22 protein-coding genes are annotated in these 26,819 nt (G+C 68.1%); 11 read left to right on the top strand and 11 right to left on the bottom strand.

Features of this window, described 5'->3' with window-relative positions; translation table 11 throughout:
* Positions 1–62: 62 nt before the first annotated feature.
* The gene (locus ACLJOO_RS31840) at positions 63–2,450 is read right to left on the bottom strand and encodes a GH92 family glycosyl hydrolase (RefSeq protein ID WP_410791260.1); all 2,388 of its coding nucleotides are present in this window, start codon (positions 2,448–2,450) and stop codon (positions 63–65) included.
* Positions 2,451–2,584: 134 nt separating this feature from the next.
* Positions 2,585–3,514, bottom strand: a complete 930-nt coding sequence (locus ACLJOO_RS31835) for a hypothetical protein (protein ID WP_410791259.1) — start codon at positions 3,512–3,514, stop codon at positions 2,585–2,587.
* 154 nt (positions 3,515–3,668) lie between these two features.
* Between ACLJOO_RS31835 and ACLJOO_RS31830 the strand changes: the two genes are divergently transcribed.
* The 3 genes from ACLJOO_RS31830 (at position 3,669) to ACLJOO_RS31820 (ending at position 5,189) form a co-directional block, all read left to right on the top strand.
* Complete coding sequence (locus ACLJOO_RS31830) at positions 3,669–4,097, top strand: MarR family winged helix-turn-helix transcriptional regulator (RefSeq protein WP_410791257.1); 429 nt, start codon at positions 3,669–3,671, stop codon at positions 4,095–4,097.
* 103 nt (positions 4,098–4,200) lie between these two features.
* Positions 4,201–4,626: a DUF6069 family protein gene (locus ACLJOO_RS31825; protein WP_410791256.1), complete on the top strand. Its 426-nt coding sequence runs from the start codon at positions 4,201–4,203 to the stop codon at positions 4,624–4,626.
* A gap of 146 nt (positions 4,627–4,772) precedes the next feature.
* The gene (locus tag ACLJOO_RS31820; protein WP_410791255.1) at positions 4,773–5,189 is read left to right on the top strand and encodes a hypothetical protein; all 417 of its coding nucleotides are present in this window, start codon (positions 4,773–4,775) and stop codon (positions 5,187–5,189) included.
* On the opposite strand, the gene ACLJOO_RS31815 is transcribed toward ACLJOO_RS31820, so the two are convergent.
* The gene (locus ACLJOO_RS31815) at positions 5,186–6,151 is read right to left on the bottom strand and encodes a zinc-binding dehydrogenase (RefSeq protein WP_410791254.1); all 966 of its coding nucleotides are present in this window, start codon (positions 6,149–6,151) and stop codon (positions 5,186–5,188) included. The two genes, ACLJOO_RS31820 and ACLJOO_RS31815, sit on opposite strands and share 4 nt — an antisense overlap.
* Positions 6,152–6,219: 68 nt before the next feature.
* Here ACLJOO_RS31815 and ACLJOO_RS31810 point away from each other — a divergent pair, with 68 nt between their 5' ends.
* On the top strand, positions 6,220–6,789 hold the full coding sequence (locus ACLJOO_RS31810; RefSeq protein ID WP_410791253.1) for a TetR/AcrR family transcriptional regulator: 570 nt from the start codon (positions 6,220–6,222) through the stop codon (positions 6,787–6,789).
* 56 nt (positions 6,790–6,845) lie between these two features.
* On the opposite strand, the gene ACLJOO_RS31805 is transcribed toward ACLJOO_RS31810, so the two are convergent.
* Complete coding sequence (locus ACLJOO_RS31805) at positions 6,846–7,082, bottom strand: antitoxin (RefSeq protein WP_131338883.1); 237 nt, start codon at positions 7,080–7,082, stop codon at positions 6,846–6,848.
* A gap of 206 nt (positions 7,083–7,288) precedes the next feature.
* Complete coding sequence (locus ACLJOO_RS31800; RefSeq protein WP_410791252.1) at positions 7,289–7,864, bottom strand: sigma-70 family RNA polymerase sigma factor; 576 nt, start codon at positions 7,862–7,864, stop codon at positions 7,289–7,291.
* Positions 7,865–8,046: 182 nt separating this feature from the next.
* Between ACLJOO_RS31800 and ACLJOO_RS31795 the strand changes: the two genes are divergently transcribed.
* Both ACLJOO_RS31795 and ACLJOO_RS31790 read left to right on the top strand, forming a co-directional pair.
* Positions 8,047–8,493, top strand: coding sequence for a GNAT family N-acetyltransferase (locus ACLJOO_RS31795; protein ID WP_410791251.1), 447 nt, complete (start codon positions 8,047–8,049; stop codon positions 8,491–8,493).
* Positions 8,494–8,549: 56 nt separating this feature from the next.
* On the top strand, positions 8,550–9,047 hold the full coding sequence (locus ACLJOO_RS31790) for a DUF2505 domain-containing protein (RefSeq protein ID WP_410791249.1): 498 nt from the start codon (positions 8,550–8,552) through the stop codon (positions 9,045–9,047).
* Here ACLJOO_RS31790 and ACLJOO_RS31785 read toward each other — a convergent pair whose 3' ends face one another.
* Positions 9,048–9,926, bottom strand: a complete 879-nt coding sequence (locus ACLJOO_RS31785; RefSeq protein ID WP_410791248.1) for a LysR family transcriptional regulator — start codon at positions 9,924–9,926, stop codon at positions 9,048–9,050. It abuts the gene before it with no gap.
* Between the two features lie 72 nt (positions 9,927–9,998).
* Here ACLJOO_RS31785 and ACLJOO_RS31780 point away from each other — a divergent pair, with 72 nt between their 5' ends.
* Both ACLJOO_RS31780 and ACLJOO_RS31775 read left to right on the top strand, forming a co-directional pair.
* Entirely contained in the window at positions 9,999–10,379 is a 381-nt protein-coding gene (locus tag ACLJOO_RS31780; protein ID WP_410791246.1) for a hypothetical protein, read from the top strand.
* On the top strand, positions 10,372–11,928 hold the full coding sequence (locus ACLJOO_RS31775) for a multicopper oxidase family protein (RefSeq protein ID WP_410791245.1): 1,557 nt from the start codon (positions 10,372–10,374) through the stop codon (positions 11,926–11,928). Before ACLJOO_RS31780 ends, ACLJOO_RS31775 begins: the two co-directional genes overlap by 8 nt.
* A 10-nt stretch (positions 11,929–11,938) precedes the next feature.
* Here the strand turns inward: ACLJOO_RS31775 and ACLJOO_RS31770 are convergent, their stop codons facing one another.
* A complete protein-coding gene (locus tag ACLJOO_RS31770; protein WP_410791243.1) occupies positions 11,939–13,492 on the bottom strand; it encodes a DUF4139 domain-containing protein in 1,554 nt (517 codons plus the stop codon).
* Positions 13,493–13,803: 311 nt separating this feature from the next.
* Here ACLJOO_RS31770 and ACLJOO_RS31765 point away from each other — a divergent pair, with 311 nt between their 5' ends.
* From ACLJOO_RS31765 to ACLJOO_RS31755, 3 genes are all read left to right on the top strand, one after another.
* The gene (locus tag ACLJOO_RS31765; RefSeq protein ID WP_410791242.1) at positions 13,804–15,780 is read left to right on the top strand and encodes a DUF222 domain-containing protein; all 1,977 of its coding nucleotides are present in this window, start codon (positions 13,804–13,806) and stop codon (positions 15,778–15,780) included.
* Positions 15,781–16,139: 359 nt separating this feature from the next.
* Positions 16,140–17,210, top strand: a complete 1,071-nt coding sequence (locus tag ACLJOO_RS31760) for a LacI family DNA-binding transcriptional regulator (RefSeq protein WP_410791241.1) — start codon at positions 16,140–16,142, stop codon at positions 17,208–17,210.
* An 11-nt stretch (positions 17,211–17,221) separates the two neighbouring features.
* Positions 17,222–20,605 (top strand): sugar-binding protein, encoded by a 3,384-nt coding sequence (locus tag ACLJOO_RS31755; protein ID WP_410791240.1) that lies wholly within the window; start codon positions 17,222–17,224, stop codon positions 20,603–20,605.
* A 46-nt stretch (positions 20,606–20,651) separates the two neighbouring features.
* Here ACLJOO_RS31755 and ACLJOO_RS31750 read toward each other — a convergent pair whose 3' ends face one another.
* From ACLJOO_RS31750 to ligA, 4 genes are all read right to left on the bottom strand, one after another.
* A complete protein-coding gene (locus ACLJOO_RS31750) occupies positions 20,652–22,745 on the bottom strand; it encodes a hypothetical protein (protein WP_410791238.1) in 2,094 nt (697 codons plus the stop codon).
* A 44-nt stretch (positions 22,746–22,789) separates the two neighbouring features.
* Positions 22,790–23,908, bottom strand: a complete 1,119-nt coding sequence (locus ACLJOO_RS31745) for an epoxide hydrolase family protein (RefSeq protein ID WP_410791237.1) — start codon at positions 23,906–23,908, stop codon at positions 22,790–22,792.
* Entirely contained in the window at positions 23,905–24,735 is an 831-nt protein-coding gene (locus tag ACLJOO_RS31740) for an alpha/beta fold hydrolase (RefSeq protein WP_410791236.1), read from the bottom strand. The genes ACLJOO_RS31745 and ACLJOO_RS31740 overlap by 4 nt, the downstream gene beginning before the upstream one ends.
* A gap of 74 nt (positions 24,736–24,809) precedes the next feature.
* On the bottom strand, positions 24,810–26,798 hold the full coding sequence (ligA, locus tag ACLJOO_RS31735) for an NAD-dependent DNA ligase LigA (RefSeq protein WP_410791235.1): 1,989 nt from the start codon (positions 26,796–26,798) through the stop codon (positions 24,810–24,812).
* Positions 26,799–26,819 lie beyond the last annotated feature (21 nt).

Below are 26,819 nucleotides of genomic sequence, written 5' to 3'. Positions count from 1 at the left end.
CCGGCGAGCCCCACCGCCGGTCAAACTCCGATCAGCATAACGGGTCGCCGTCGGCGGCCGACTCAGTGGTCCACGGGCGGCGTACCCCAAGCCGAGGGTGCCGCACCCATCTCAACGGTGACCCGCCCGCCGCGCGTCACGAACGACTCCGGCAACCAGGACTCGCCCCGCGCCCGCCCGTTCAGCGACAACCCTTGGACGTACTGATTCGCGTCCGACGTTTCCGGCGCTTCGACAGTCAGCCGAACTCCGTTGCTCCGGCGTAGCTCGACCTTGGGAAACAGCGGGCTACCGACCAGCAACTCGGCCCGTCCCTGCGTCTGCGGGAAGAGCCCGATCGCCGCGAAGACATACCAAGCCGAGAGCGTCCCGAGATCATCGTTTCCCGGCAGCCCGGACGGTCCGGTCCCGTAGACGGTGTCGACGATCTCCCGCGTGGTCGCCTGCGTCTTCCACGGCGCACCGAGACCGTTGTAGAGCCATGGCGTGTGCAGACCCGGCTCATTCGTCGGGTCGTACCGCACCGGGCTGCCGCCCTTCACCGCCCAGTTCCCGTTCGTGTCGTGGAAGAACGCATCGAGCCGCTGCACCGCGGTCGTCGGCCCGCCCATCAAGGTAGCGAGACCAGACACATCCTGCGGCACCATCCAGGTGTACGTCGACGTCGTACCCTGCGCGAACCCGACATCCGTCGACGGGCTGAACCCGTCCTGCCATGTGCCGTCGGCCTTCCGCGCTCGCTGGTACCCGACCGCCGGGTCGAAGGTGTTCTTCCACCAGTTGCCCCGGTCCTTCAGATCCGCCACGTCCGCGCCGAGCCGGGCGCCCCACTGAGCGAGCGAGAAATCCGCGAGAGCGTTCTCCAGCGTTTCCGCGGCGCCGCCCCAGCAGTGGCACGCGTCCTGCGGCGCGTAGTGCTTGGCGAGGTACGTGTTCAGCGCCGGCCGCTGTCCGGTGCACTGCCCTGGGCAGCCACCGTCGTTCTCCGCGTCCGCGTTCTGCACCCGGGCCTGGTGCACCAGCGAGTCGAAGGCGCCGCGGACGTCGAAGTTCGCGGCGCCCATCGCGACGAACGTCGCGAGCGTCGGCGCGGCCGGGTCGCCGGTCATCACGTGCGTAGCACCGTTGTTGTGCAGCCAGCGGTCCCAGATCCCCTTGTTCTGCTGAGCGAACTGGTACATCGACTGCGCGTAGTCACCCGCGACATCGGGCTTGAGCAGCGCGAGCAACTGGATGTGAGCCCGGTACTGGTCCCACCCGGAGAACGTCCCGTACTGCGCTCGCTGCCCGCGCGCGAGCCGGTGGATCTTCAGGTCCGAACCGAGGTAGCGGCCGTCGACGTCGTTGAAGATGTTCGGCTGCAGGAGCGTGTGGTAGAGCGCGGTGTAGAACGTGGTCCGCTGCGCGTCGGTGCCGCCGGTGATGCGGATCGCGTTCAGTTCGCGTCGCCAGTCGGCGTACCCGTCGGCGGCGACCTTGTCGGTGGTGGCGTTCGGCCTGAGCTCGGCGCGCAGGTTCTGCTCGGCGCCGGCCAGACTGACGTAGGAGATCCCGAGCCGCATCCGTACTTCGGAGCCCGGTGCGAACGTGACGTACCCGCCGGAGCCGCGTCCGGCCCGGTCCGCTCCGGTCGCGTAGCCCTCGCCACCGGTCGTGTGCGTGCTGCCCGCGGCCAGCGTGCTGTCCTTCCAGGTGCCGTTGGCAACGATCGGCTGGTCGAAGGACGCGGTGAAGTACAGCCGGTAGTAGGTCTTGCGGTTGTTCACGCCGCCGTTCGCGCGGCGTCCGCAGAACGCTCCGGTCAGTACCGACCCGGTGACCTTGCGGTGGTTCGGGTCGATGGTGATGTCGGCGTCCTCGCTGCCGTTCAGCGAGTTCGACGTACGGAACAGCAGGTTCGCGGCCTGATCGGCCGGGAAGGTGAACTCGCCGACGCCCGCGCGGGTGGTCACGGCGAGGTCGGTCTTCACACCGGAGTCGAGCGTCACGGTGTAACGGCCGGGGAGCGCTCGCTCGTTCTCGTGCCGGAAGTTCGTCGCGTACTTCGCGTCGGTCGTGTCGGCGGTCGGCGAGGAGTCGACCGTACCGACGTACGGCATGATCGGGATGTCGCCCGCGGCGCCCGGGTTGCAGCCCGCGCCGCTGAGGTGGGTCAGGCTGAAGCCGCGGACGCGCGTGACGTCGTACTGGTAACCGTTCGCGGCGCCCGTGCTGGTCTGGTCGCCGCGGGTACTGGTCGGGCTCCACGAGATCATCCCGAACGGCCGCACCGCCCCCGGCCAGGTCGTCCCGTCCCGCGCCGACCCGACCAACGGATCGACGTACACCGCGGGATCGAACGCTGCCTGATCGAACGCTGCCTGATCGAACGCGGCCGGATCGGACGCGGCCTGTGCAGGAACTGCGGGGACGAGCAGAGCAATCGCAACACCAACAGCCACCAAGCGCATGCGACAACCTTCCGTGGGCGGAGGTGCCCCACGGTAGGCGAGGTCGGTGGCCGTCGGCTGAACAACCGCCAACTGAAAAGGTACGCCGTCCTCCAACTGCTGTCGGAGGACGGCGTACCGGTATTGCGTAGGCCCTAGCCGCCGTTGAGGACGTCGTTCTTCGGGGCGATGCGGAAGTACTGCGGGTCGGAGAAGGTCAGCGGGACCTTGCCCAGACTCTTGATGGCGGTGCTGGTTCCGTTGGCGTGACCAACGGCGTACAGGTAACCGGACTTGGTTTCCTTGTCGATGCCGAGCAGCAGCGTGCCGCTCGCGCCGCACTTGGTCGCGATCAGCTGCTCGAAGCCCTGCCAGGTCGAGCCGCGGACGACTCGGCTGGTCGGACCGGAGTTCGCCTTGGTCGGCCAGGTGACCGTGACCAGCGAGCCGCCCCGGGTGTTCGCGAGGAAGGTCTCCGAGGTCGCGGTGCGGCCGATCAGCGCGATGCCCTTGACCGTGCTGAGCCCGCCGGCGCCGGCAGTGATGCGCCAGCCCTTGCCGTCGGAGATCCAGCGCTGCGTGGTGCCGTCGGCGCGCTGACCGTAGAGCAGGGTGCGAGCCGGGCTCCCGGCGTACACCGACTGCTCGATCCAGCGGTAGTCGGACCAGCCCGCGCCGATCCGGAGGTTGTTGTGCGGGTAGTGCGGGTCGAGCTGGCTCTGGCCGTCGACGACGAACGAGCTCGAGTAGAGCGCGCCGCCCATCACGGTGAGCCCGGACCGCGACTCGCCGCTGGTGCCGACCGGCGTGCCGGTGAACGTGCTGATCTTCTGGACCTGGTTCGCCGGGAACACCCCGGCCGTCCCACGGACCCCGCCGATGGTGATCGGCGCGGTGGCGTTGACCATCCGGCTGGTGAACGCGCCGGTCGACGTCACCGACCCGAGCCGCAGCGCGCACGCCGCGGTCGTTGCCGTCGTGCTGCCCGACGTGGACTGTGCAGCCTGGGCCGACGGCGCCATGGCCGCCCCGAGGCCCAGCGCGAGCACGCCGGCCGAGGCCAGACCTACGGTCTTACGAAACATCTTGATCGTCCTCCCCTTCACGCGGAGGCACCCCAGCCTCCGTCGTACCGCATTGGAGTCCGGCCGCCGCCGAAAAGTTGCCGGTCGTGTTGGAGCAAATTTCCGGCCGCTCGCGGAGCTAAGGTTGGCGCTGACCGGGGACGGGAAGGGGCGTATGTCGAAGCCGAAGGTGCTCGCGGCCGGACCGGCGCTGATCCGGGCCGCCACCGCCGTGACGGAGGTGTACGAGCGGATCAGCTCGGACCTTGGGCTGACCATGCAGCAGGCGCGGTTGCTGTTCATCCTGCACCGGCAGCCGACGAACATGCTCGGCCTCGGGTCGGCGCTGCGGCTGACGAAGTCGACGATGACCGGAGTGGTCGCCCGGATGGAGTCGGCGGGGCTGGTCGTGCGGGTGCCCGACGCCGCTGACCGGCGGAACTTCGTGGTCACGCCGACGGAGCACGGCGCCGAGGTCGCGGAGGAGTTCGAGCGCCGGCTGCGGACCGAGGTACGGCGCATGCTGCAGGTGCTCGACCCGGCCGAGCGGGAGACGCTGGGCGTGCTCCTGACGGCCGTCATCGCGGGCCACGAGGACGCCTGACAGTACGAGTTTCGGACTGATTTCGCCGAAGGGCTGGTCTTCGGCGGGGGTGTCGGCTATCTTTCAATTAGTACGAGATGCGTACCGATAACGGAGGTGCCCGATGGCGTCGGTCAACGTGCAGCATCCTGTGGCGATCGGTCGCCGCCGGCTCACCGTCCTGGCAGCGGCCGCAGTGGTCGCTGTCGCGCTCAACTATCTGGTCGCGCTCGGAGCCGTCGCGCTCGGCGCGGACGAGTCGTTCCGGCCGCTGACCGCGCCGGTCTTCATCCCGTTCACACTAATCGGTCTCGCCGCCGGGTTCGCCGGGTGGAGGACCGTCGTACGCCGCTCTGCGCGACCAGCAGCTGCTCTGCGCGTCCTGGTTCCCGTTGTCCTCGTGCTGTCGATGATTCCGGACCTGTTGCTCCTGGCCACCAAGTTCATCCCGGACACCTCGGGGACCGCGGTCGCGGGCCTGATGTTCATGCATGTGGTCGTGACCGCGGTCGCTGTACCTGCCTATCGGGTGGCCGGCCCGAAAATGTAAGGGCTATGTGACTTCCGCGACAGCGCCTGGAGGGCTCGGTCGCCCGTGCTTGCTGGTAGACACGGGCGTGAGGACGTGTCGCCGACAGGGAAGCGGATGCGATGGTCATGGCGTGGCGGTTCGGTGCCGTTGACGTCGATGCCGTCATGTCGGTACTCCGTGACGCGGAAACCTTCGCGGACTGGATGGTCGCCGTACCTCCGGAGCTTCGCGCGGGTCTGAACTGGCCGCAGATAGGAAGCGTCATCCTGCGCGACGACGGCCGCGAGCCACGCGCCCGGCACGCCCACAACCGGCAGTTGCTGGTCGCGGTCGTCGAGCGCTGGCGGCCCGACAGCGAACTCGTCGTACGACTGCGCAGCGGACTGGGCGGTTGGGTCGAAGTGGCGGTCAAGGTGCAACCGCGCCCCGGCGGTTCGCTGATCGAGGTCCGCTCCGAACCGCTCACCGCCACCGCCCGCCTGCGCTACACCGGCACGTCCCGCGGCCGCGCCGAAGAACGCTGCGCCCAGGTCGCCGAGAACCTGATCGCCTTGGCCACCGTCGACGAACCCGACGACTAGACCGGCTTCAGGACGATCCGTCCGAAGACCTCGCCGTCCTGCATCTTCTGATGCGCGAGTGCGGCGTCGTCCAGCGGCAGTTCCGCATGGATCACCAGCGGCAGTTGACCGTCTGCCGCGGCGGCGAACTGCTCGGCTCTGACGGTACGACGTTCCGCCAGCTGGACCGTGTCCGCACTGAAGGTCGCGAACGTCAGCGACTTGCGGAAGTTGGCCATCAACGCCGTCCCCAGGTCAGCCGGTGGTGGGCCGGCGATCGCGCCGACAGCGACGAGCCGGCCGTTCGGGCGTAGCTTCTCGAGGAACGTCGGCAGTTCCGGACCGGCGACGACGTCGATGATCACGTCGTACGCCGGGGGAGCGGTGGAGTCACCCGCGCCGGATCGGTCCAGGACGTGCGTCGCGCCGACCTCGCGCAACAGTTCGCCGCGTGCCGCCGACGAGGTGGTGACCGCGACCGCCGATGCACCGCCCTGCGCGGCGAGGTGGACCGCAAGGATGCCGATGCTTCCGGCAGCGCCACGCACCAGAACTGACTCGCCTGGGCTGAAGCGGGCGTGCTGCAAACCGAAGTGCGCCACCACGCCGGAGCTCCCGAGGGTTACCGAGCCCGCTGCGGATAGGCCGGCCGGCAACGGTACGACGTCCTCGACCGCAGCGATCGCCTGCTCGGCGTACCCGCCACCGAGACCCGTGAACGCCCAGACGCGCTGGCCGATCCAGGAACTGTCCGTGTCGTGGCCGACGGCAATCACCGTTCCGGCGACCTCCGATCCCGGCACGAGACCTTCGCGGAATCCCCACGCGGCAAGGGAACCGCTGCGGATCAGTACGTCGACACCTCCGACGCCGATCGCCTCGACCTCGATCAGCACCTCACCTGCACTTGGCTCGGGCGTCGGAACGTCGACGACGCTCAGCCCGTCGGGTCCGCCGAACGCCTTGATCACTACTGCCTTCACTTGCTGTCTCCTCTCGACTGCTCCGAGCCTAAGTGGACGCACCCGTCCGGTTGGCTAGAGTGAGAGGAGTGACGGATCAATTGCCTCAGAAACTGCGCGCCGACGCGGAGGACAACCGCGAGCGGATCCTGGCCTCGGCCCGGGCGCTGTTCGCGAGTGAGGGTCTGGCCGTGCCGATGCGCGAGATCGCCCGGCATGCGGGCGTCGGTCCGGCGACGTTGTATCGCCGCTATCCGACCAAGCAGGCGTTGGCCACCGCTGCCTTCGCCGAGCAGGTCCGTGCTTGCGAGGCGATTGTCGAAGAGGGGCTTGCGGCAACGGATCCGTGGCAGGGGTTCTGTTTGGTGATCGAGCGGATCTGTGAGCTGCACGTCCGCAATCGAGGGTTCACGGATGCGTTCCTGGCGACGTACCCCGATGCGGTCGACAGTTCGGCGAGCCGCGAGCTCACGTTGAAGTCCGTGGCTACTTTGGCTCGGCGGGCGAAGGCGCGGGGGCAGCTGCGGCGGGACTTCGAGTTGAGTGATCTCGTGATCATGCTCACCGCGCACCGGGGTCTGCAGGCGTCGACGCCGGCCCGGCGGGTCGCTGCGTCACGGCGGTTCGCGGCGCTCACTGTGCAGGCCTTCAGTGCTTGAAATGCCTGAAGCGGCCGTGGGAGATCCCACGACCGCCTCAGTGTGAAGGCGTCCGATCAGCCCTGGTTGTCAGGGATGTCGTCGTTCTGCCCGTCCAGGCCGTCGAGCTGGTCCTTCGCGACGCCGACACCCTGGTCGATCTTGTCGCCGTACTGGCCGCCGGTCTTCTCGTCGACGAAGTCGCCGGCCTTGTCCAGACCGTCGGCGACCTTGTCACCGTGACCGTCGACCAGGTCGGCCGCCTTGTCCTTCAGGCCCTCGGCAGCGTCCTTGATGTTGTCGAATACGCCCATGTGCGTGCTCCCCGATCAGTTTCCATAGTTGCTGTTGTCGTTGCTGTCGCCGTCGTTCGAGGAGCCGTAGCCACCCTCCGACGAACGCTCATCGCCGTCACCGGACCCGTAGCTGCTGCCCGACTCCTCGCGCCGCCCTTTCCTACCGGAACGTAGGATGCGGCGCAAGGACTCCGTCGCGTGTTTCGTGTGCCTTCACGAACCGGTCACTCGATGATCCGGCGCAGCCGATTCGTCGCGCGGAACTGGAGTTGTTTGACGGCTCCGTCGGTGCGGTCCATCGCGGCAGCGGTCTCGCTGATCGACAGTCCCGCGAAGAACCGCAGGAGCAAGCACTCGCGCTGGTCGTCCGGCAGCAATGAGAGCGCGCCGCGCAGCGCCGCCTCGCTCACCGATGCCAGTGCGGCCTGCTCGGGTCCCATGGAATCGTCGACCTGCGGGTCGACTTCGTCGGTGACGATCGCCAGCCGGCTCCAGCCGGAGCGGTGATGGTCGATCACCACGTTCCGGGCGATGGTGACCAGCCAGGCCGCGAAGTTCAGGTGCGCCCGCGGCCGGCGGGCGATCGCGCGGAACGCCCGCAGGAACGTCTCGCTGGTCAGATCCTCGGCCGCGCTGCGGGACGAGGTCTTGCTGTAGGTGTACCGGTAGATCGACGGCAGGTACCGATCGTAGAGCCGGCCGAAGGCGGCTCCGTCACCTGCTTGCGCGAGCCGGATCAGTTCGTCCTCGTCGTCGAGATCGCCGGAAACTGCGACAGATGCGGCGGTGTGTGTGGACATGTGTCGGTTACGCACCGCCCGGTGCGAAGTTGTTGATGGCCATGCGCTTCCTAAGCCCCGTTCTCAGTCAGCTACGCGGTGAACATCACGAAAAGGTTACCGAAAGTCGCCCACCGTGTCACCACCTATCCGCAGAGTGCCTGAAAACTCAGTAGCTGCACTAAGCAATGATTGTGGGAGTCATGGAAGAAGTTCACCTGCGGCCGGCCACCGCCGCCGACGACGAGTTCTTGTACGACCTGCACCGCCGCACCCTGGGCGACGTCATCGAGGCGACCTGGGGTCCGTGGGACGACGCCGTACAACGGGAGTTCCACCGGAAGTGGTTCGTGCCGGAGACCGTCGAGATCGTCCTGGTCGGAGATCGGCCGGCCGGAATGGTGCAGGCGGCAATGATCGATGCCACGACGTACTACATCTCCCGGATCGAGATCGCACCCGAGGTGCAGGGCGGCGGGGTCGGTACGACGTTGTTGCGCGGTCTCCTCGATCGTGCTCGCGCGTCGGGTGCGAACGCCGTCGAGTTGCATGTGCTGCAACTGAATCGTGCACGCCAACTGTACGAACGTCTTGGATTTCAGGTCGTCGACGTGGATCCGCCCAAGCTCCGGATGCGCCTGGCGCTGTAAGGCCGGAAGCTGCAGGGTCCGTGGTCGGGTGTTGGCGGGCGGTGCAAGATGGGCGCATGGATCTGTCTCTCGCCACGTCGTACGACGCCTCCCCGGAGGAAGTGTTTGCGATGATCACCGACGTCACGTTCCAGGAGCAGGTGTTCGAGCGGCTGCAGGCGCAGTCGTACGACGTGATGGTGGGCGATGACGGTGACGACCTCGCGGTCCAGCTGCACTGGCAGACGCAGGTTTCGGATGTACCGGTCGTGGCGCGCAGGTTCGTCGGGAACACGCTGGAACTGGAGCAGTCCAAGGTCTGGCATCGCCCCGACGTCGACGGTGCGCGGCACGCCGATGTCGGCGGAGCACTGACCGGTGTGCCGGTGAAGCTGATGGGTACGACACGGATCGTTCCGGACGGACGCGGGACCACACAGGCCTTCGATCTGCACGTGATCGCGTCCGTCCCGGTCGTCGGCACCCGCCTGGAACTCCTGGTCGCCGAGGCGGTGCGGGTCCGGCTCGAGAAGAAGTTCGAGGTCGCCTGGTCCTGGCTGTCCGGCTCACTCTGACTAGCCGGGCCAGTTCCAGGTGGTGATTGCTGTGCGCATCAACTGGGCGGCGGTGGTCAGGTTGGCGTCGGCGCTCCAGAGCAGGGAGAGAGTACGGCGGCACTCGGGGTGGTCGACCGGGATGGCGGCGACGGGGTAGCTGGGGATCGAGCGGCGGGCGAAGTCGGGGTTGAAGCCGATGCCGAGACCCGCGCGGATGAGCTCCTGGATGGCCGCGGCCTCGTCGCTCTCGCAGACGATCCGCGGTGTCACGCCGGTGTCGGCGAACAGCCGGTCGAGAAGCCGGCGTTGCCAGTGGCCTTTGCTCGCGATGACGAACGGTTCGTCGACGAGGTCCTCGACCGTCACCGACGTACGGCTCGCCAGCGGATGGTCGAGGTGCGTCACGACGCGGACGGCTTCGTCGAGCAGAACGGCTGATTCGAGGCCGGCGCTCGGGATCGGCTGGGACGCGACGCAGAGGTCGATGTCCTGGGCGCGTAGCCGTCGCGGCATCTCGTCGGCCGACATCTGCTGGAGCTCGATCTCGATGGCCGGGTGGTCGCGTTTGAAGCCGGCGACCGATTCGGTGAGGGCGAGGAACGTCTCGGCCGCGAGTCGCACGCTGCCGGAACCCTGCTCGGTCGCCTCGGTGACGGCGCGTCGACCGGCATCGAGCTCGCCGAGCGCGCGTTCGACGTACCCGCGGAACAGGACGCCGGCCGGGTTCAGGCGGAGGCGGGAGGCGCGGTCGAACAGCGGCGTACCGAGTTCGCTCTCCAGACGGGCGATCGTGCGGCTCAGCGAGGGCTGGGCGACGTGGAGTTCGTCGGCGGCGCGGCTCAGGTGTTCGAGGCGGGCGACGACGACGAACTGGCGGAGCATGGTCAGGTCCATCATGACCTTTCCGTCATAACGAGATAGCGATATTGGTCTTGGACTCTCATAACTGCTGAATCATAGTGTCGCCGCATGGTCAGTGGTTGGGTGTTGCGGGGCGTCGTCAGTGCGCACCTGGTAGCGGTGTTCGGTCAGCCGGTGTTCGCCGGGGTTTATCTCAGTGGCGACTTCGACGGGTTGCGCATGCATGCGGTGGGGGCGGACATCGTCACCTCGCTTGGGTATCTGCAGGTGATCGCAGCGGTGGTGGTGTGGGTGCGGCTCCGGCAGGTCTGGCCGTTCGTCGCGTCGCTGGGCGTGGTGGCGGCCGAGACGGTGCAGTACTTCGCGGGGCAGGACGGGGCGCTGTGGTTGCACCTGCCGTTGGGGGTGATGACGGTTGCGGCTGTGGTCGTGCTGTTCATCGCGGTGTGGCGGCAGCCCGTCGTACGGCGGGAGGTCGAGCATGCGTGACCGGATGAGCCGGCGTCAGGTGCTGGGCCTCGGCGGAGCACTCGGCCTGGTCGCGGCTGGTGGCTTGTCGACCGCAGCCGCCTTGTCGCGGCGCCCGGCATCGACGGGCGCCGAGCTGCGCAGCGCCGTACCGTTGCCGCCGGCGTTCCAGGTGCCGCTGCCGATGCCTCCTGTCCTGTCCGGTGCGGATCGCTACGAGATCGTGCAGAAGGAAGTCACGGCCGAGATCCTGCCTGGCGTGCCGACCCGGTTGTGGACGTACGGCGGGACGTTCCCCGGACCGACGATCGAGTCACGCCGGGGGCACGCGATCACGGTTGCCCACCGCAACGAGTTGCCGGTGCCCACCGTCGTACACCTGCACGGCGGGCGAACCCCGGCGACGTCGGACGGGTACCCGACCGATCTCGTGCTGCCCGCCGGGTGGGGCCACATGAGTCAGATGGGTCACGGAATGCACGATCCGTTGGCGGTGACGAGCGAAGTCACGCGGGAGTACGCGTTCCCGTTGGATCAGCGGCCGACGTTGCTCTGGTATCACGATCACCGGATGGACTTCACCGCGCCGGCGATCTGGCGGGGCCTGGCCGGGATGCACCTCGTCCGCGACGACGCCGAGGAATCGCTCGGCCTGCCGTCGGGGCCGCGCGAGCTGCCGCTCATGATCGCGGACCGGGCGTTCGCTGCCGACGGGTCGTTGGCCTATCCATCGATCGATCCGGAGTTGATGACGCAGCCCGGTGTCGAGGAGCCTTATCTTGCGGGGGTTCTGGGTGATGTGATCCTGGTGAACGGTGCGCCTTGGCCGGTGCAGGACGTCGACGCTGCGCGGTACCGGCTGCGGATCCTGAACGCGTCGAACGCTCGGCACTACGACCTCGAAGCGGTCCTCGACGACGGCCGCCGCCTCGACCTGGTGCAGATCGGCGCCGACCAAGGGCTGCTCCGTGCACCTGTGATGCATCGCAATCTGCCGATCGCACCAGCTGAACGGTACGACGTGATTGTGGACTTCGGCCAGGTGCCTCTGGGGAGCCGGGTGCGGATCGTCAACCGGATGGGGACCGGGCGCACGCGGGACGTGATGGCGTTCAGCGTCGTACGGAAGGCGGCCGACAGGAGCCGGATCCCTGAGGTGCTGTCCGACGATCTGCCGGAGTGGCAGCGGTCGGAGGCGGTACGGGTGCGGGACTTCTCGTTCCGTGCCGGGCAGATGGGGGACGGGCACGGCTGGCTGATCGGCGGGCAGCCGTTCGCGCCGGACCGCACCGATGTCACCACACGGCTCGGCGATGTGGAGATCTGGCGGTTGGTTGCCGACGTCCACCATCCCGTCCACCTGCACCTCGTCGGGTTCCGGGTGCTGTCACGCGGCGGGCGTGCTCCCTTGCCGCACGACGCGGGTCTGAAGGACACCGTGTCGCTGCGGCCGGGGGAGTCCGCCGAGATCATCACCCGCTTCGACGGCTACCGCGGGCGCTACCTCTTCCACTGCCACAACGCCGAACACGAAGACATGGGCATGATGGCGAACCTCGAGATCACCTGACCACCGCGGTTCATTCGTGCCAGCCGGTGAGCTCTACGGATTTGGCGGTGTCCACGCGGAACGCGAGCTTGACGGTGGTTTCGGCGTCGGGGGCGAGGTCGAGTTTCCAGGTGACGACGCCCAGGTCGGTGGTTTCGGTGGGTTCGGGGTCGGCGGTCAGTCGCTTCACGGTGATCTCGTGGTCGCGGGAGACCGGGAACTGGTCGAGCACCGTGATCCGGGCGGTCCGCGGCGTGTGGTTCTCGATCTTCGTCTCGTACTCGACCTGCCTGCGGCGCGTCGACCCGAGCGTCGCCTTCGTCGCGTCCCGCCGTACCAGCTTCCGCTCGATCCGGATGCGATCGTCCAGGCCGAGCGCCAACTCGACGTCCTCCCCGGGCGCCCACAGCGGCAGCGCGGCCGAGCCGACGAAGTCCGCCTCGTGGAAGACCGCGGCCTTCCCGGCCGGGAGTGTGTGGACGGATGAGTTCACGACGGTCGCCCGCAGATGTACGTCGGTGGACCGCACCGGGGCCGTGATGTAGTCCAGGTCGGCGTCGAGTTCGATCGCGGCGATCGTCGCGCGATGGGTCGCGCCGTCGGCCGGTACGGCGACCGGTCGCGGCGGGGTGTATGTCGCCGCGGTCACGCCTTGTTCGACGATCGCACTTTGGTCAACCCAGTCTTGTGCTTGGAGCCCCTCGGCAAACGCGGCCGGACGAGCCGCGCCACGAGACAGTGGCGCGGCGGACACTGCCTGCGGCATCGGCGGGCGCGCGCGGTCGAAGTACCAGGCGTCGAGCTCCGGCACCTTCGCGGTCACGGTCGGCCGGGCCGTCGACAACGTGAGGTCGCACTCCGGCCAATCCTCACCGGTGCGCTGCGTGATCAGCCCGTACCAGCTCAACGTCAGCCGATCACCCTTGAGCCGTACGTCGTACGAGCTGGTCCACCCGGCCGCGGGCACGACGTACGAGACCTCGATCTCGACTTCCGCCTCGGATTCCAGCGCCAACGCGACAGCCGCAGTACGCCTGTCCGGCTCCCGCTTCTCCTTGAGCGCCGCGAGCCGACGACCCACGGCAGCAAGACGTTCCTCCACCTCGCGTCGCTGCACAGTCAGCTCCCGGCGCGTCGCCCGTACGGCGGACAACCGCCCCGCCAGCGACTCCGTGAACCCACCGAGCTCCGCCCCCGGATCACCCGACGCCAACGTGCGCGCGAAACTGCCACCGGCCCGCTTCGCCAACTGCGCCAGAAAGACCTCGAGCTGCACCTGTACGTCGTCCGCGTCCTTGAGTGCCGCGACCTCGTCCTGCGTCGCACGCTGCACCCGCACGAGCTCGGCGACCGTCTCGTCCGGAGCCTGCGGGTGATGCCGCGTCGCCACGTCCACCCCGAGCACGGTCGCCGGCCCCCGCCCCGACACCCGCACCGAGTCCTCCTCCAGCAACAGCGGGAGCGGCTCGACGTACACCACCTGATCGCCACCCGGCACCACGATCCGCCCGCGCCGGGTAACCCGCGCCCGATCCGGATAGACAGTCACACCAACAACCGGCGCCTCCACCACAAGCTCACTCATGCCCCGACACTAAGCCAGCAAAGGAGTAACACCCCCACGCCACCGCAGCGCCATACACGGCACCGTCCTGCACGGCACCGTCCTGCACGGCACCGTCCTGCACCGGTCAGCGCAGCGTAGACGTGGCGCGGTCGGCCCGCCCCTGCGCTCCCGGTCACTCGCGTCAGCTTCCGGATCATCCACCACCGACTCGCAACTCCCGCATACACGTTTCCCGGCACGCCCGACATGTGACGTTTCCCCTTGTGGATAAGGAAATCGCGGCCGGAGTCGGCTTGAGCTCCAACTCTTGACCACATAGAATCGAATACATGTTCGAGGCAGATCTGGAGTCGCTCCCGACGCGCGACCTGCTGGAGCAGGCCGCAGCGTCCCGCACGGTGGCCAGCCTGGCCGACGCGCGGCTACTGGAATGTGCCCAGATCTACGCCGACCGCTTCCACCCCTCGACCTGCGCGCCTCGCCCCACTCGCCGCGCTTATGAAGGCCGCGAACGCGCCGTCGTCCTCGGCGGCGACGGCTGCCCCGAGATCGCCGAGTTCGCGATCGCCGAATTCGCGATCGTGATCGGAGTCTCGCCCGGCGCGGGCCGTGACCTGCTCGCCGACGCCCTCGCCCTACGGCACCGGTTCCCCCGCACCTGGGCCCGCATCCAGGCCGGCGAGGCCACCCCGTGGAAAGCCCGCCAGATCGTCCGGGCGTGCACGAACCTCGACCACCCGGCGGCGGAATACGTCGACCACAAAGTCGCGGACGTGATCGACACGATCTCGCCGTACCGGCTGGAGAAGATCGTCAGCGCTGCCCGCAAACACGCCGACCCCGCCCGCGCCACCCAAGAGAGCGCCGAGGCCGCCGACGAACGCGGTGTCCACATCGGCCGCGGCGATGGCCACGGCAACAAAACCGTCTACATCAAAGCGCCTGCCGCAGCCGTCAACCGGTTCAACGCGACCATCACCGACATCGCCGAAGCCCTCAAGAAACTCGGCGACACCCGCACCGTCCAACACCGCCGCGCCGAAGCCATCGACATCCTCCCGGACCCCCGCTTCACCCAAGAACTCCTCACCCAAGCCCGCAACCACCCCCAGTCAACCGAGCCCACCCAGTCAACCCCGCCAGGCCCGGCAACCAGCCCCACCAAACCCCAGCCAGCCACCAACCACGAACCCCACGACCCAGCAACGCCCGACGACACGGTGGTGCCGGACGACACGGTGGTGCCGGACGACGTGGTGCTGCAAGACGACGTGGTGGTGCCGGAGGACGTGGTTGTGCCTGGCGACGAGGTGGTGCAGGAAGGCTCGGAGGCTCGCGGACTGACGGACTCGCTTGAACTTCCAGGGTCGGTTGAATTTCCTGGGTCGCTTGATCTGGAGCCATTCGGGCCGCCGGACGATCCGTGGCTGGAAGTCGCCGCGCCCGATGACCCCGATCCGCTGACCGACCCGTTCGACCGGCGAACACCAACCGCGGGCGCGAGCAACGAACCTGAAGAGGGTTCGGCGATGGATGCTGCCGCGTTGCGGTCACTCCGCGCCCGGCTCGCGCAGATAAGGCAGGACGCTTACGCCAACCCGAGCTACCCGGCCCACCCTGCCAACCCCAGCCACCATGCCAACCACGCCGGCCCGCACGACCCATGCCGCCCCGCTGACCCGAGCGGAACACCTGGCCCGGGCGGCTCAGAAAGGCCGCGCGATCCAGCCGAACCCGGCGGTCCGGCCGAGCTGGCGTGCCCTGGTGCACCGGCGCGACCGGCAGGCCGGACCGACGGAACCAAGGGACAGGTGCGCCCGGGGCAAACCGAGGTGGTCGTGCATCTCACCGACCACACCCTGGCCACCGGGACCGGTGTAGTGCGTGCCGAATCCATCGGGCCGCTGCTCGCGGCTCAACTCACCGAACTCATCGGCTATGGCCCCTACACCGTCAAGCCCGTGATCGATCTCAACGACGCCGTGAGTGTCGACGCCTACGAGATCCCCACCCGCATCCGCGACCGGGTCAGATTCACCCACCCCGTCGAACTGTTTCCGTATGGCAACCGTGAAACCACCAACACGATCGACCTCGACCACATCGAGCCCTACGACCCGCACGGACCCGCCGGCCAGACGAGTACGACGAATCTTGCTCCTCTCGGTCGCTTCGGGCACCGGGTGAAGACTCACGCGTCTGGCTGGAGCGTGCGCCGGGTCGACTACAGGACGCTCGAGTGGACGACGCCGCACGGGTTCACGTTCCATGTCGATCCCAACGGCACCCACCGGATCGACCCATGAGCCCCCGCTGAGTCCCCGCCGTACTCGGAGGGCTTCAGGCCGAATGCCCGGGCGGCGAGACCAGCGGCACCAGTAGGTGAGCGCACCGAGGCTCAACGCCAGCGACGTCGCACGAGGGGAACACCTAGTCGAACCACGCGCTGCCGCCGGGTGCCGTTGGGTGCCGTTGGGTGGAGTGCCGGAGATTGGTCCGATCGTCGGCGTCGGTTCGACCAGTAGCGGGCCTCAGGTGGAGCCGTGCCTGAGGTTGTGGCATTAGCGTTAAAAGTTCTAGCCGTGGCTCAGCTATTGACGGCGTACCTGGTGACTCAGTAGCTTGCAGGCGTTGTTTTTAACGTTAATATCAGGCAGGAGGCGGGATGGTGCCGCAGCACACCAGTCGGGGGCCGGCTCCGCATGGGCATGTGACGCTTGCGCAGGTCGCGCAGCACGCAGGGGTGTCGGCGCAGTCGGTGTCGAACGCGCTCAACAACCCCGATCGGCTCGCGCCGGAGACCCGGAAGCGGATCCTGGCCGCGGTCGAGGAACTCGGCTACGAGCCGAACCTCTCGGCGCGCGCGCTGCGCAACCGGAGCTCGTCGCTGATCGCGTTCAAGATGCGGCCGTCCCGCCCGGACAAGGCGTCGCTCCTGATGGACGACTTCCTGTACGTGCTGAACGCGGCCGCCGTCGCGGCCGGCTACCACCTCATCCTGTGTCACGCGGAGGACGGCCCGGCCGGCGAGATCAAGGCGTACCGGGACCTGCTGAAGAAGACCTCGATCGACGCGTTCGTCCTGGCCGAGACGCATCACAACGACGACCGGGTGGCCGCGCTGCGTTCCTGGGGTGTGCCGTTCGCGTCGTTCGGCCGGTCCTGGGACGGCGACGACAGCCTGGCGTGGGTCGACGTCGACGGCCGCGCCGGTACGCGCGCCGCAACCGACCACGTCGCGGCGCAAGGACACACCAGGATCGGCCACATCGGCTGGCTCGCGGAGTCCGAGCTCGGCCAGGACCGCCGCGAAGGCTGGCTCGACGCGTGCCGTCAAAGGAAACTCGAGACCGACCTGCAGGCCGCGGTCGTGGACTCTCTCGAAGCCGGCTGCCAGGCCGCACACCGCATGCTCGACGCCTCGCGTCCCGCGACCGCCCTGGTCTGTGCCTCCGACACGCTCGCGCTCGGCGTGATGCGGGCGCTCCACGAAAGAGGCCTGCGTCCCGGAGTCGATGTCGCGATCACCGGGTACGACGACTCGCCGACCGCGGCTCTGGTGAGTCCGGGACTGACCACCCTGCGCCAGCCGATCGACGAGGTCGGACGGCAGCTGATCCAGGCCATCGACAACCTGATGGCCGGCGATCCCCGTACGCCGCAACACGTCCTGCTCGAACCGGAACTCGTGGTCCGCGGATCCAGCCTGCCCGGACCACGTCCGCGTACCTCCTGAAGGGACCCAAGATGAGGCACGGAACCAGACTGCTAGCGGTGCTAGGCGCCGCAGCGCTCGTGGTGACCGCAGTGATCCCCGCCCCGGCCGCCGACCCGTTCGTGGTGAACGTCGAGAACCTCCCGAACGGTCGCGGAGTCGGCGGCGCCATGGATCTGACGTCGTACGGCGACCTGGACTGGGTCCATGTCACCGGTACGGGGATCGACCGCAAGGCCGGCGTACCGCAGGCGATCACAGTCGACGACCTGAACCCTGACGGCGGCCGGACCACGCTCGACGACAGCCCGATCTCGTTCGGCTGGTCGGACGGACCGTCCGCGGCGTCGGGGGTCACCACGGGAGGTGTGTTCAACTACGACACGACGACCGTGGGCGACGCGACTGCCCACGATGCCGGGTACCGGATCACCGTTCCGGCCGCAGACTCGCCACGACGCCTGGTGTTCGTGGGTGGGATCTGGCAGGCCACCGGAGCCGTCACCGTCGCGGCGGTTGACGGCAGCGGTACGGCGTACACGACGCAGATCAACGCGAGTGGTACGGCGGCTGCCAAGCGCTACACCGTGACGATCCGCCCGGGTGCGGGCGTCGTCGTGACGGGCAGGTTCGCGAGCAAACTCCAGGCGGCGGGCAACCTGTCCCTCTCGGCTGCGGCGCTCTCAACGGTCGGGACCGGTCTGCAGACGACCGCGGCGCCGGTCGCGATGAACCTGACCGCCGAGGGCGTCGACGACTGGTTGCACCTGGACGGATCGACGGTCAACCGTCGCGCCGGCGTACCGGATTCGACGCCACGGCTCGCGGTCGCGGACCGGCAGCCGGGCGCCGCGATCGGTGCGCAGAGCGACAACCCGGTGAGCTATTCGTGGACGAACGGTACGCCGACCGCGTCCCAGCCGGGCACGCGTCACGGCGGGATCTTCTTCGCCGACGGCGCGGGCACCGACGTCGACCTCACCGATCCTTACGGGTACGACCTCACGGTCCCGGCGGCAGCGGAGCGGCGTACGCTGCGCTTCGTCTCCGGGGTATGGCGTGCGTCGGCGAAGATCTCGGTCGCCGTCAACGGAGCGCCGGCCTACGTGAACACCGATTTGGTCAGCACCGATCCGTCGGTCACCAGGCTGTTCGAACTCAACCTCGCGCCGGGTGAGTCGGCGCAGATCAGCGCGCAGGTGACTCGCAAGACGCATGCCTCCGGCAACGTCACGCTGGCCGGTGTAACGCTCGCGAGCAACTACCGCCAGGTGGTCCAGAACGCCCTTGCCGAAGCGGCGTCGGCCGATGTGTACGCCGCGAGTGCGTCCGCGCAACGTCAACTGGACAGCGAGGTCGCGTCGGCGACGGCGACTCTCGGGGATGGCGGTGCGCAGCAAGACGAGCTGCGGCTGGCGTACACCTTCCTCAAGGCTGCTTTCGACGAGGCGCTGTCGTCGGCGGCGAACGCGCAGTACACCTCCGTCACGAACCCGGGGCTGACGTCGTCGTTCGGTTGGGAGGGTGATCTGAACGCGCCGATCGCCTTCATCGACGGCAGCTACCGGCTGCGCAGCCGGGGCGACGCGATGATCACGTTCGGGGTGCCGAACATCCCGGGGAAGATCAAGTGGTCGAACGCCGAGGGATACCTGCCGGCGTTCGTCAGCGAGTACTCGAAGGACGGACTCGCGATCAAGGTCGAGAACTTCGCCGACCTGGTCGTTGTCGGCGGCAACCGGTTCGAGGTCGCGTACTCACGGATGACGGTCACCAACACCACAACCACACCAGCGCGGCTGCCACGGGTGTCGAACCTGCTGACGCCCCTGAACCCACAAGACACCACCGTCGGCGCCGGGCAGACCGTCGTACGCGACTATGCAGTGGCTGCCGATCGGTTCGGTGGCACGTACGACTGGCCGACCCCGGTGCAGCTCCAGCAGCTCGGTGGGTTCGACAAGCACTACGGCCACATGCGCCAGTACTGGAACAACCGGCTGTCGGCGATCGCGAACATCACCGACCTGCCGGACAAGCGGCTGATCAACGCCTACAAGGCCGGGTACATCTACACGCTGATCATCCGTGACGACATCAACGGCGCGAAGGAACTGCACGTCGGCGAGAACGGGTACGACGAGATGTTCGACCACGACACGATCGGCATCGTGTCGACGCTGCTGACGATCGGCGACTTCACCTACGCGCGCGACTACCTGTCGACGCTGCCGGCCCAGCTGCAGTACGACGACGCGAAGTGGAAGTACAGCTGGCCGTACGCCCTGTACCTGCAACGCACCGGCGACAAGGACTTCATCCGCAGCCGGTTCGAGACGATCAAGAAGAACACCCACACGATCGAGACCGACCGGATCGACGGCGGCACCGGGATCATCAAGCAGACCGACGCGATCGACTCCCACGGGTACTGGACGATCGACAACTGGTCCGCGCTGACCGGGCTCACGACGTACCGCTATCTCGCCACGGCACTCGGGGAGACCGCCGAGGCTGCGTGGGCGAAGGCGGAGTACGACGACCTGCTGAAGGTGGCGACCGCCCGCATCGATCAGACGATGAAGCAGTACGGCCTGGACTACATCCCGATCTCGATGGTCGAACCGAACGAGACCGGTCCGCGCAAGGATCCGCGGGACGCGAACTGGGCCTCGATGTTCCTGTTCGGGCGATGGGCCTGGGACGGGTACCTGTTCGGCGCGGCGCAGAGCGGGACGATGTTCGACAAGATCGACGCCACGTACACGCACGGGTTCGAGCGGCGTAAGGACATCTCGGACACGATCTACAACTTCGGTGGGTATCCGCACGGGTACTTCTCGAGTGCGTACAACGCCGGGTACGGGAGTGCCGCGTTGCGGGGTGAGGAGTATCGCGATCTGGGGATCAAGTCGTACCAGTACATGATCGACAAGACGATGAGCGGGCCGTTCGGCTGGTGGGAAGGCGTCGACTACCCGAGCGCCGACTCCCCGTGGAACACCGACCACGCACGCGGAGGTGGCGGGTCGAACCAGCACATGTGGGGCCAGTCGACCGCGACGAAGGTCCTGTTCGACTCACTGATCGCCGAGAAGTCCGACGGCACGGTCATCATCGGGCGCGGCGTCCCGAACGAGTGGATCCGCAACCGGCAGAAGATCGGACTCAATGACTACCCGGTCACGAACGGCGGCCGCCTCGGCTACCAACTGACCACGGCCGGCAAGACCGTAACCCTCCAACTCACCGGCAACACGTCCCGCCCCACCGGCTACAGCCTCGAACTCCCGGCCCTACGCAACAACATCGCGTACGTCGCAGCAAAGGGCGCAACCATCAACCAAACTGCCGGGACCATCCACCTACCCGCCGGCACCACCCACGTGACAGTGGTCCTACGCCACACCATGTAAGGCTGCCCGCTGGCGGGTTATGTGATGTAACCCGCCAGCAAGCGAATCAGAAGCTGAGCTCGATGTGGGATCCGGTGGGGACACCTGGGTGGTGGAGCCAGAGGATGCCGTTGTCGTAGCGGGTGGCTGTGATGTCGCCGCGGATGTTCGTGGGCTCGGAGGGGACGCGTAGGGCTGTTGTGACCTGTACGCCGCGGGGTGCTTCGCAGGTGAAGCGGATCGTGGACTGGTCCTGCTGCCAGTTCACGACGCGGCCGGCGGACGCGAGCAGGGCGTCCTCGTCGTAGGTGAGGTCGCGGAGCCACGTCAGCTCGCCTGGGCCCAGCGAGCGATGGCGGACGATACCGAGCTGCGGATCGAGCAGGTCGAGATAGGTGCCCTCGACAACATGTGAGCCGCCGCTCTCCTCCAGTACGGCGCCGATGAGGTACGGACCGCGTTGCACCGACAGCCAGTTGGTTGATTCCCAGGAGTCACCGGTCAGCTCACGGATCGCCGCAACCAGCTCCGCGGCGCGCTCCGGAGATTCGGTGAAGTCGGCCGGACGGGACGGAAGGAACCGCACCCGACCCTGACCGACCGCCTGTACGCCGTCGTGCTTGCGATCGGCTCCGAGCGCTTCAGCCAAATGGTCCGCGCAGGTGTCGTACCGCCCGGTCCACCAGGAGCGGATCTCGTGATACGGGTCCGCGCCGTCGCCGACGTACAGCAAGCTCCCGCCGCGACTGACCCAACCGGCCAGCGCGTAATGGATGCCCGGGGCAAGAGGTTTCTGGAACTCGTAGCTCAGGACGAGTACGTCGACGTCGTCCAACGCATCGGGGGTGTCGATCACGTTCTCCAACTGCACCGGACAGACCCGCTGCCCGTCGTACAGCGGTGGCAGCGCCAAACCGTAGAAGTCGGAGAAGTGCAGCTGCTCGCGACCCTCCAGCGCCAGCGCGTCTTGCAGACCGTCGTAGTGACCACTCTCCCCACCAGGTGCCCACCGCTGGAACATAGCGGTGTCAGAGAGCGCGATCCCGATCCGCGGGCCTTCCTGAGCCCACCGGACGTCGGGCTGGTCGAGGTCGCGCAGGCTGTTCATCGCGATCAGGTAGCTGGTGGCGGTGTCCGGTGGAATGAGCTCTCGTTCGGTGGATCCTTCGCGCAGGTACGGGCGGTTGAAGATCCGGTTCGGCCACGGCGCCACCTCGTACCGCGAGACGCCCGGGTGCAGCAGCGACGCGATGAGGGTGCGCTGCCAGTTGGCCAGGTAGTCCTCCCAGGTACGGTCCGGGTGGTCCTCGATCGGATCGTGCAGGAACCACATTCGCCGGTCCGTACCGCGGGTGAGGTCCTGCGCGATGCCGTACTCCAGGTACGCCGTCTCGAACGTGCGCTCGGCGACCTTCCCGGCGTACACGTTCGGCGTCCGGGACGTTCCGGTCCACACCTGCGCGATCGCGCCGTCGATCGAGGGCAGTGTCCGCAGGCGCGATTCGGGACTGATGATCTGCCACTGCGCGTAGTTCAGGAGGCTGTGCGTCGGCACGTAGAAGCGCACCTGCCGACCCTGCTGGAGGGCCTCGTCGCGGAGCACCGAGGTGACGCGGTCGAGGCTGCGCGAGAGCAGGTGCTGCTTGAGCTGCCCGGAGCGGTAGTGGGCTTCGGGAGTACTGTGCGGAGCTTGCCACGGCTCGCCGAAGAACGCTTGCCACTCGCGCTTGAACGACTCCGAGTAGCCGGCCCGCGCCCAGAACTCCGGCTCCTCGAGATGGATGCCCTCGACACCGAGCTCGATGATCGGGCGGAGCTTCTGTACGAGGTACTCGGTGAAGGTGAACGTCGGGACCATGTACGGGATGTCGGTGCTCTCACCGTGCAGGATCGGCGACCCGTCGCCCGCGGTCTGCGCGTCGTCCCAATGGCCGGAGCCGTCCCACCGCCCGTCGAGGTAGTCCTGATAGGTACCCCAGGAGATCCCGGTCATCAGGTGCACCCGATACCCGGCCTCACGCCAGCGCGCGATCCGCTGCGGTGTCGTGTCGTTGAGCCCGTAGACCATCACGAAGTCGGTGCGGAGGTCGATCGATTCGTCGTACGGCGCCTGCTCCTGAAAGCCCGTCAGCTCGCCGTCCTTGCCGGTGCTGTTCGCCATACGTCCACCCTCTACGGTCCGGCACACCGGGCGCCAGCGTGGCGTCAGGAATCGGACAGCCGAAACTCGTAGAACGTGCGGATGTCCTGCACCAGGAGGTCGGTGGCCTGGTGGGCGGCGTAGTGACCGCCTCGGTCGTGCACGGTCCAGGAGACGATGTTCGCGTGATCGCGTTCGGCGTACGCGCGGATCGAGCGAAGGTCATCCGGGAACTGGGCCAGAGCGAGCGGTGCAGTGGTCGGTTTGTCCGGCGTGATCTGCCGCTGGTGCTCGGCGTAGATGCGGATGGCTGAGGATGCCGTCCGGGTCAGCCAGTACGCCGTGACATGAGTCAGCAGCGTGTCGCGGTCGAGATCCCGCAGTAACTGACCGTTCCAGGCGAGCAGGCCGACGGGGGAGTCGGTCAGACCGACCCCGAGGGTGTGTGGCCTCTGAGCGTGGACATGTGCGTAGGACCCGGACTCGCGTTGGAGGCCGCGCAGTTCGTCGAGGGCAGCCTTGTCCTCGGCCGGCAACACGTGGCGATCCGGCTCGGTGCCCGGCGGATAGGAGAGCCACTCGCCGTCCGGGAAGGAGAACAGCTGTGTCACGTGGACGCCTACGACCGCGTCGGGGGCGATGCGGCCGAGCTCCGGAGAGACGTGCGAACCCCAATCGTTGCCTACCGCACCGTAACGGTCGTAGCCCAGCCGCTCCATCAGAACCGCCCAGGCCCGGGCGATGCGCCGCGGTCCCCAGCCGAGGTCCGGCGTCGGCCCTGACCAGGTGAATCCGGGCAGCGACGGGATCACCAGATCGAAGGCGAGACCTTCGACCGGGTCGGTCAGCGGTTCGATCACGTCGAGGAACTCGACGACCGACCCGGGCCACCCGTGGGTGAGGATCAACGGCAGCGCACCCGGCCGGGGCGAGCGGACGTGCAGGAAGTGGACGTTGGTGCCGTCGATCGTGGTCGTGTACTGCTGGTAGCGGTTCAGCCGCTCCTCCCACGCGCGCCAGTCGTAGCCGTCCCGCCAGTAGCCGACGAGCTCCTCGATCCACCCGCGAGGTACGCCGTACCCGGTCAAGTCACCGCCCGGTTCCGGAGCCCACCGGGTGGTGTCCAATCGGTGACGCAGGTCGGCGAGCTCTGCCTCCGGCACGGCGATCGTGAACGGCCTCATCCGAGGACCTCGGCGAGCCAGTCGAGTCCAGGCTCGGCGTGCTCGACGATCGTGAAGTGACTCGCGCCCTCGCACACCCGCAGCGTCGCGGTCGGGCAGTGCGCGGCCAGCCAGCGGCCGTGGCCCACCGGGATGATGCGGTCCGCCGTACCGTGCAACAGCAGGACCGGCGCTGTGATCGCTTCGACCGCGCATCCCCACGGACGGGTGTACGACGCGTCGTCGTCGATCTGCCCGTACGGGCCGGCGTCGAGCCCCGGACCGGCGACCTTCCCCAGCCATCCCCACGGACCGTCGAACATCGCCAGATCGTCGGCCGTGAATCCCGCGTCGTAGTCGAATCCCGAGTTGTGCAGCGCCTCGCGCACGTCGGCCCCGGCGGCCGCGCTGCTCAGCGCCGCGATCGAGGACGGCAGCATCCCGTCGAACCAGCCCAGACCCTCGACGCCGTACGGCGCGATCGCCGCCAGCGTGATCACCGCGCGGACGCGGGCGCCCAACGCAGCCGCCGTACCGAGTGCGAAGGTCCCGCCACCTGAGTACCCCGCGACCGCGAACTGGTCGATCTCCAGCGAGTCTGCGACCGCGGCCGCATCGCCGGCGACGGAGGCGACGGTTCGCCCCCGGTGGACCGTGGAACCGCCGTACCCCGGCCGGTCGAACGACACCCAGCGCAGCCCCAACCGGTCGGCCGCGGCGAACAGCGGCTCCGGCGGCGCGCCGACGTTCGGCGTGCCGTGGTTCCACATCACTGGGAAGCCGTCGCCGCCGGTGTCGTAGCTGTGCAGAATACGGCCGTCGGCCAGGTGCAGGTCACGTTCGATCATCTCAGTCCGCCTCCTTGGCTACCTCTTGTCGCACGAGACATCGGAGCCGACGGGCGGACCTCGACAAACCGGGGTCAGCTGAGAAGATCGGCGGCTTGGAGTTGCTGCCAGATCTCGGACTGGTCGACGACCTCGACGCCGAGCTTTTCGGCCTTGGTGAGTTTGGAGGCGCCCACGTCGGCACCGGTGATGAGCAGATCGGTGCTGGCCGAGACCGACGAGGCGATGGTCGCGCCGGCCTTCTCGCAGAGTCGCTGGAACGCGGGCCGCGCCACCTTCTCGCCGGAGCGGGGATCGCTGATGGATCCGGTGACGACGACGGTCTTGCCGGCGAGTGGTGCGCCGGCAGCCACCACCGGCGGCAGGTCTTCCTCGCGTACGTCGAGTGACACGCCGGCGGCCCGGAGTCGTTCGAGCTCGGACCTGAGGCGGGTGAGGTGCTCGATCAGTGAGGCGGCGACCTTCGGGCCGATGTCCTCCACGGCGACCAGGCCGTCCTCGCCCGCGTCGACGACCGCTTCGAGGGATGTGAAACCGGCCCGGCACAACCTGGCCGCAGTGCCTTCGGACGCCATCGGGATCGCGAGTCCGATCAGGGCGCGGCGCAGCCCGACCTGCCGGCTCGTGTCGATCGAGTCGATCATCCTCGCGGCCGAGACCTCGCCGATGCGGTCGAACTCCAGCAGTCCCTCGGCCGTCAGCTTGTAGAAGTCCGACGGGTTCTCCAGGATCCCCGCCTCGGCCAGGCGCTCGATCCAGACTCCGCCGATCGCGTCGATGTCGGCTGCCGCGCGGGACGCCCAGTGGATCAGCCGCCGTACCGTCTGGGCCGGACACGAGACGTTGGTGCAGAACAGTTCGCGGCTGTTGCCCTGCTCGGTCAGCGGCTGCTCGCAGGACGGGCAGGTGCTCGGCGGCACGATGTCGCGCTCTTCGCCGGTGCGCTTCGACGCGTCGAGTACGCCGGCCACGAACGGGATCACGTCACCGGCCCGGCGTACCAGGACCGTATCGCCGATCTTGATGCCGCGGGCCTTGATCACCTCCTGGTTCGCCAGGGTGGCGCGAGTGACCGTCGTACCGCCCACGAACACGGGCTCGAGCCAGGCGACCGGGGCGATCTTGCCGGTTTTGCCGACGTCCCAGACCACGTCGGCGAGCACCGTGGTCTTCTCCTCGGCCGCGAACTTGAACGCCAGCGCACCACGCGGCGAACTCGACCGCGTGCCGGCCGCGGCGAACGCGTCCCGATCGGCGAGCCGCAGTACGGCGCCGTCGAGGTCGTAGTCCAGGTCGTTGCGTTGCTGCTCGATCGTGGAGATCACCGCCTGCGCCGCGGCGGCGTCGTTGCAGTGCCGCATGTCGGCGACCGTGAACCCCATCGTCTGCAGCGCGCGCTCGAGATCGGCGTCGGCCTGGTCGCTGAGCAGATCGAACGCCAGGAACTGCAGGCGCCGCTCAGCCACGGTGGCCGCGTCCTTGGCACGGAGCGTCCCGGCCGCGGCGTTGCGTGGGTTGATCAAAGGTTTGTCCGGATGCGCGGCGTTGTAGGCGGCGAACGTGGACCGCAACATGACCGCCTCACCGCGGACCTCGACCCGATCCGGTACGTCGAGCCGGTCGGGGACACCGTCCGCTAGCGCCCGCACGAGCGGGGTCACGTCGTCGCCGGTGGTCCCGTCACCACGGGTGATTGCCCGGGCGAGGCGACCGTTCTCGTAGACGAGAGCCAGCGACAGGCCGTCGAGCTTCGGCATGACGACCACCGACTGACCGGGGAAGCGGCTGAAGAAGGCCTCGACCTGCTCCGGACGTGTCGCCTTCTCGAGCGACAGCATCGGCCGCGAGTGCCGGATCGGCGCGTGCAGCACCGTCGGCGCGCCGACCTGCTCCAGCGGGTTCGGGTCGGGCGCGAGCTCCGGGTTGGCCTCGACGAGCGCCCGCAGCTCGTCCTCGATCGCGTCGTACTCCGCGTCGGCGACCGTCGGCGTGCCGCGGTAGTAGGCGTCCCGCAGTACGACGATGCGCTCGGCAAGTTCCTGGATCCGCTCCCCAATGTCCACGCGAGGACACTACCCAAGCAC

Origin of the sequence: Kribbella sp. C-35, assembly GCF_046549195.1 — a bacterium.
In the GTDB taxonomy this organism is placed as follows: Bacteria; Actinomycetota; Actinomycetes; order Propionibacteriales; family Kribbellaceae; genus Kribbella.
The sequence above is the reverse complement of the archived record's forward strand: the minus strand, read 5'-3'. Positions and strand labels throughout refer to the sequence as shown.

Excerpts from the sequence above, each read along its gene's own strand:
- ACLJOO_RS31825 (WP_410791256.1), top strand. The coding sequence starts at position 4,201 with ATGGCGTCGGTCAACGTGCAGCATCCTGTGGCGATCGGTCGCCGCCGG.
- ACLJOO_RS31775 (WP_410791245.1), top strand. The coding sequence starts at position 10,372 with ATGCGTGACCGGATGAGCCGGCGTCAGGTGCTGGGCCTCGGCGGAGCA.
- ACLJOO_RS31745 (WP_410791237.1), bottom strand. The coding sequence starts at position 23,908 with ATGAGGCCGTTCACGATCGCCGTGCCGGAGGCAGAGCTCGCCGACCTG.
- ACLJOO_RS31820 (WP_410791255.1), top strand. The coding sequence starts at position 4,773 with ATGTCGGTACTCCGTGACGCGGAAACCTTCGCGGACTGGATGGTCGCC.
- ACLJOO_RS31740 (WP_410791236.1), bottom strand. The coding sequence starts at position 24,735 with ATGATCGAACGTGACCTGCACCTGGCCGACGGCCGTATTCTGCACAGC.
- ACLJOO_RS31750 (WP_410791238.1), bottom strand. The coding sequence starts at position 22,745 with ATGGCGAACAGCACCGGCAAGGACGGCGAGCTGACGGGCTTTCAGGAG.
- ACLJOO_RS31840 (WP_410791260.1), bottom strand. The coding sequence starts at position 2,450 with ATGCGCTTGGTGGCTGTTGGTGTTGCGATTGCTCTGCTCGTCCCCGCA.
- ACLJOO_RS31755 (WP_410791240.1), top strand. The coding sequence starts at position 17,222 with ATGAGGCACGGAACCAGACTGCTAGCGGTGCTAGGCGCCGCAGCGCTC.
- ACLJOO_RS31760 (WP_410791241.1), top strand. The coding sequence starts at position 16,140 with ATGGTGCCGCAGCACACCAGTCGGGGGCCGGCTCCGCATGGGCATGTG.
- ACLJOO_RS31835 (WP_410791259.1), bottom strand. The coding sequence starts at position 3,514 with ATGTTTCGTAAGACCGTAGGTCTGGCCTCGGCCGGCGTGCTCGCGCTG.
- ACLJOO_RS31780 (WP_410791246.1), top strand. The coding sequence starts at position 9,999 with ATGGTCAGTGGTTGGGTGTTGCGGGGCGTCGTCAGTGCGCACCTGGTA.
- ACLJOO_RS31805 (WP_131338883.1), bottom strand. The coding sequence starts at position 7,082 with ATGGGCGTATTCGACAACATCAAGGACGCTGCCGAGGGCCTGAAGGAC.
- ACLJOO_RS31770 (WP_410791243.1), bottom strand. The coding sequence starts at position 13,492 with ATGAGTGAGCTTGTGGTGGAGGCGCCGGTTGTTGGTGTGACTGTCTAT.
- ACLJOO_RS31830 (WP_410791257.1), top strand. The coding sequence starts at position 3,669 with ATGTCGAAGCCGAAGGTGCTCGCGGCCGGACCGGCGCTGATCCGGGCC.
- ACLJOO_RS31790 (WP_410791249.1), top strand. The coding sequence starts at position 8,550 with ATGGATCTGTCTCTCGCCACGTCGTACGACGCCTCCCCGGAGGAAGTG.
- ACLJOO_RS31800 (WP_410791252.1), bottom strand. The coding sequence starts at position 7,864 with ATGTCCACACACACCGCCGCATCTGTCGCAGTTTCCGGCGATCTCGAC.
- ACLJOO_RS31785 (WP_410791248.1), bottom strand. The coding sequence starts at position 9,926 with ATGATGGACCTGACCATGCTCCGCCAGTTCGTCGTCGTCGCCCGCCTC.
- ACLJOO_RS31795 (WP_410791251.1), top strand. The coding sequence starts at position 8,047 with ATGGAAGAAGTTCACCTGCGGCCGGCCACCGCCGCCGACGACGAGTTC.
- ACLJOO_RS31765 (WP_410791242.1), top strand. The coding sequence starts at position 13,804 with ATGTTCGAGGCAGATCTGGAGTCGCTCCCGACGCGCGACCTGCTGGAG.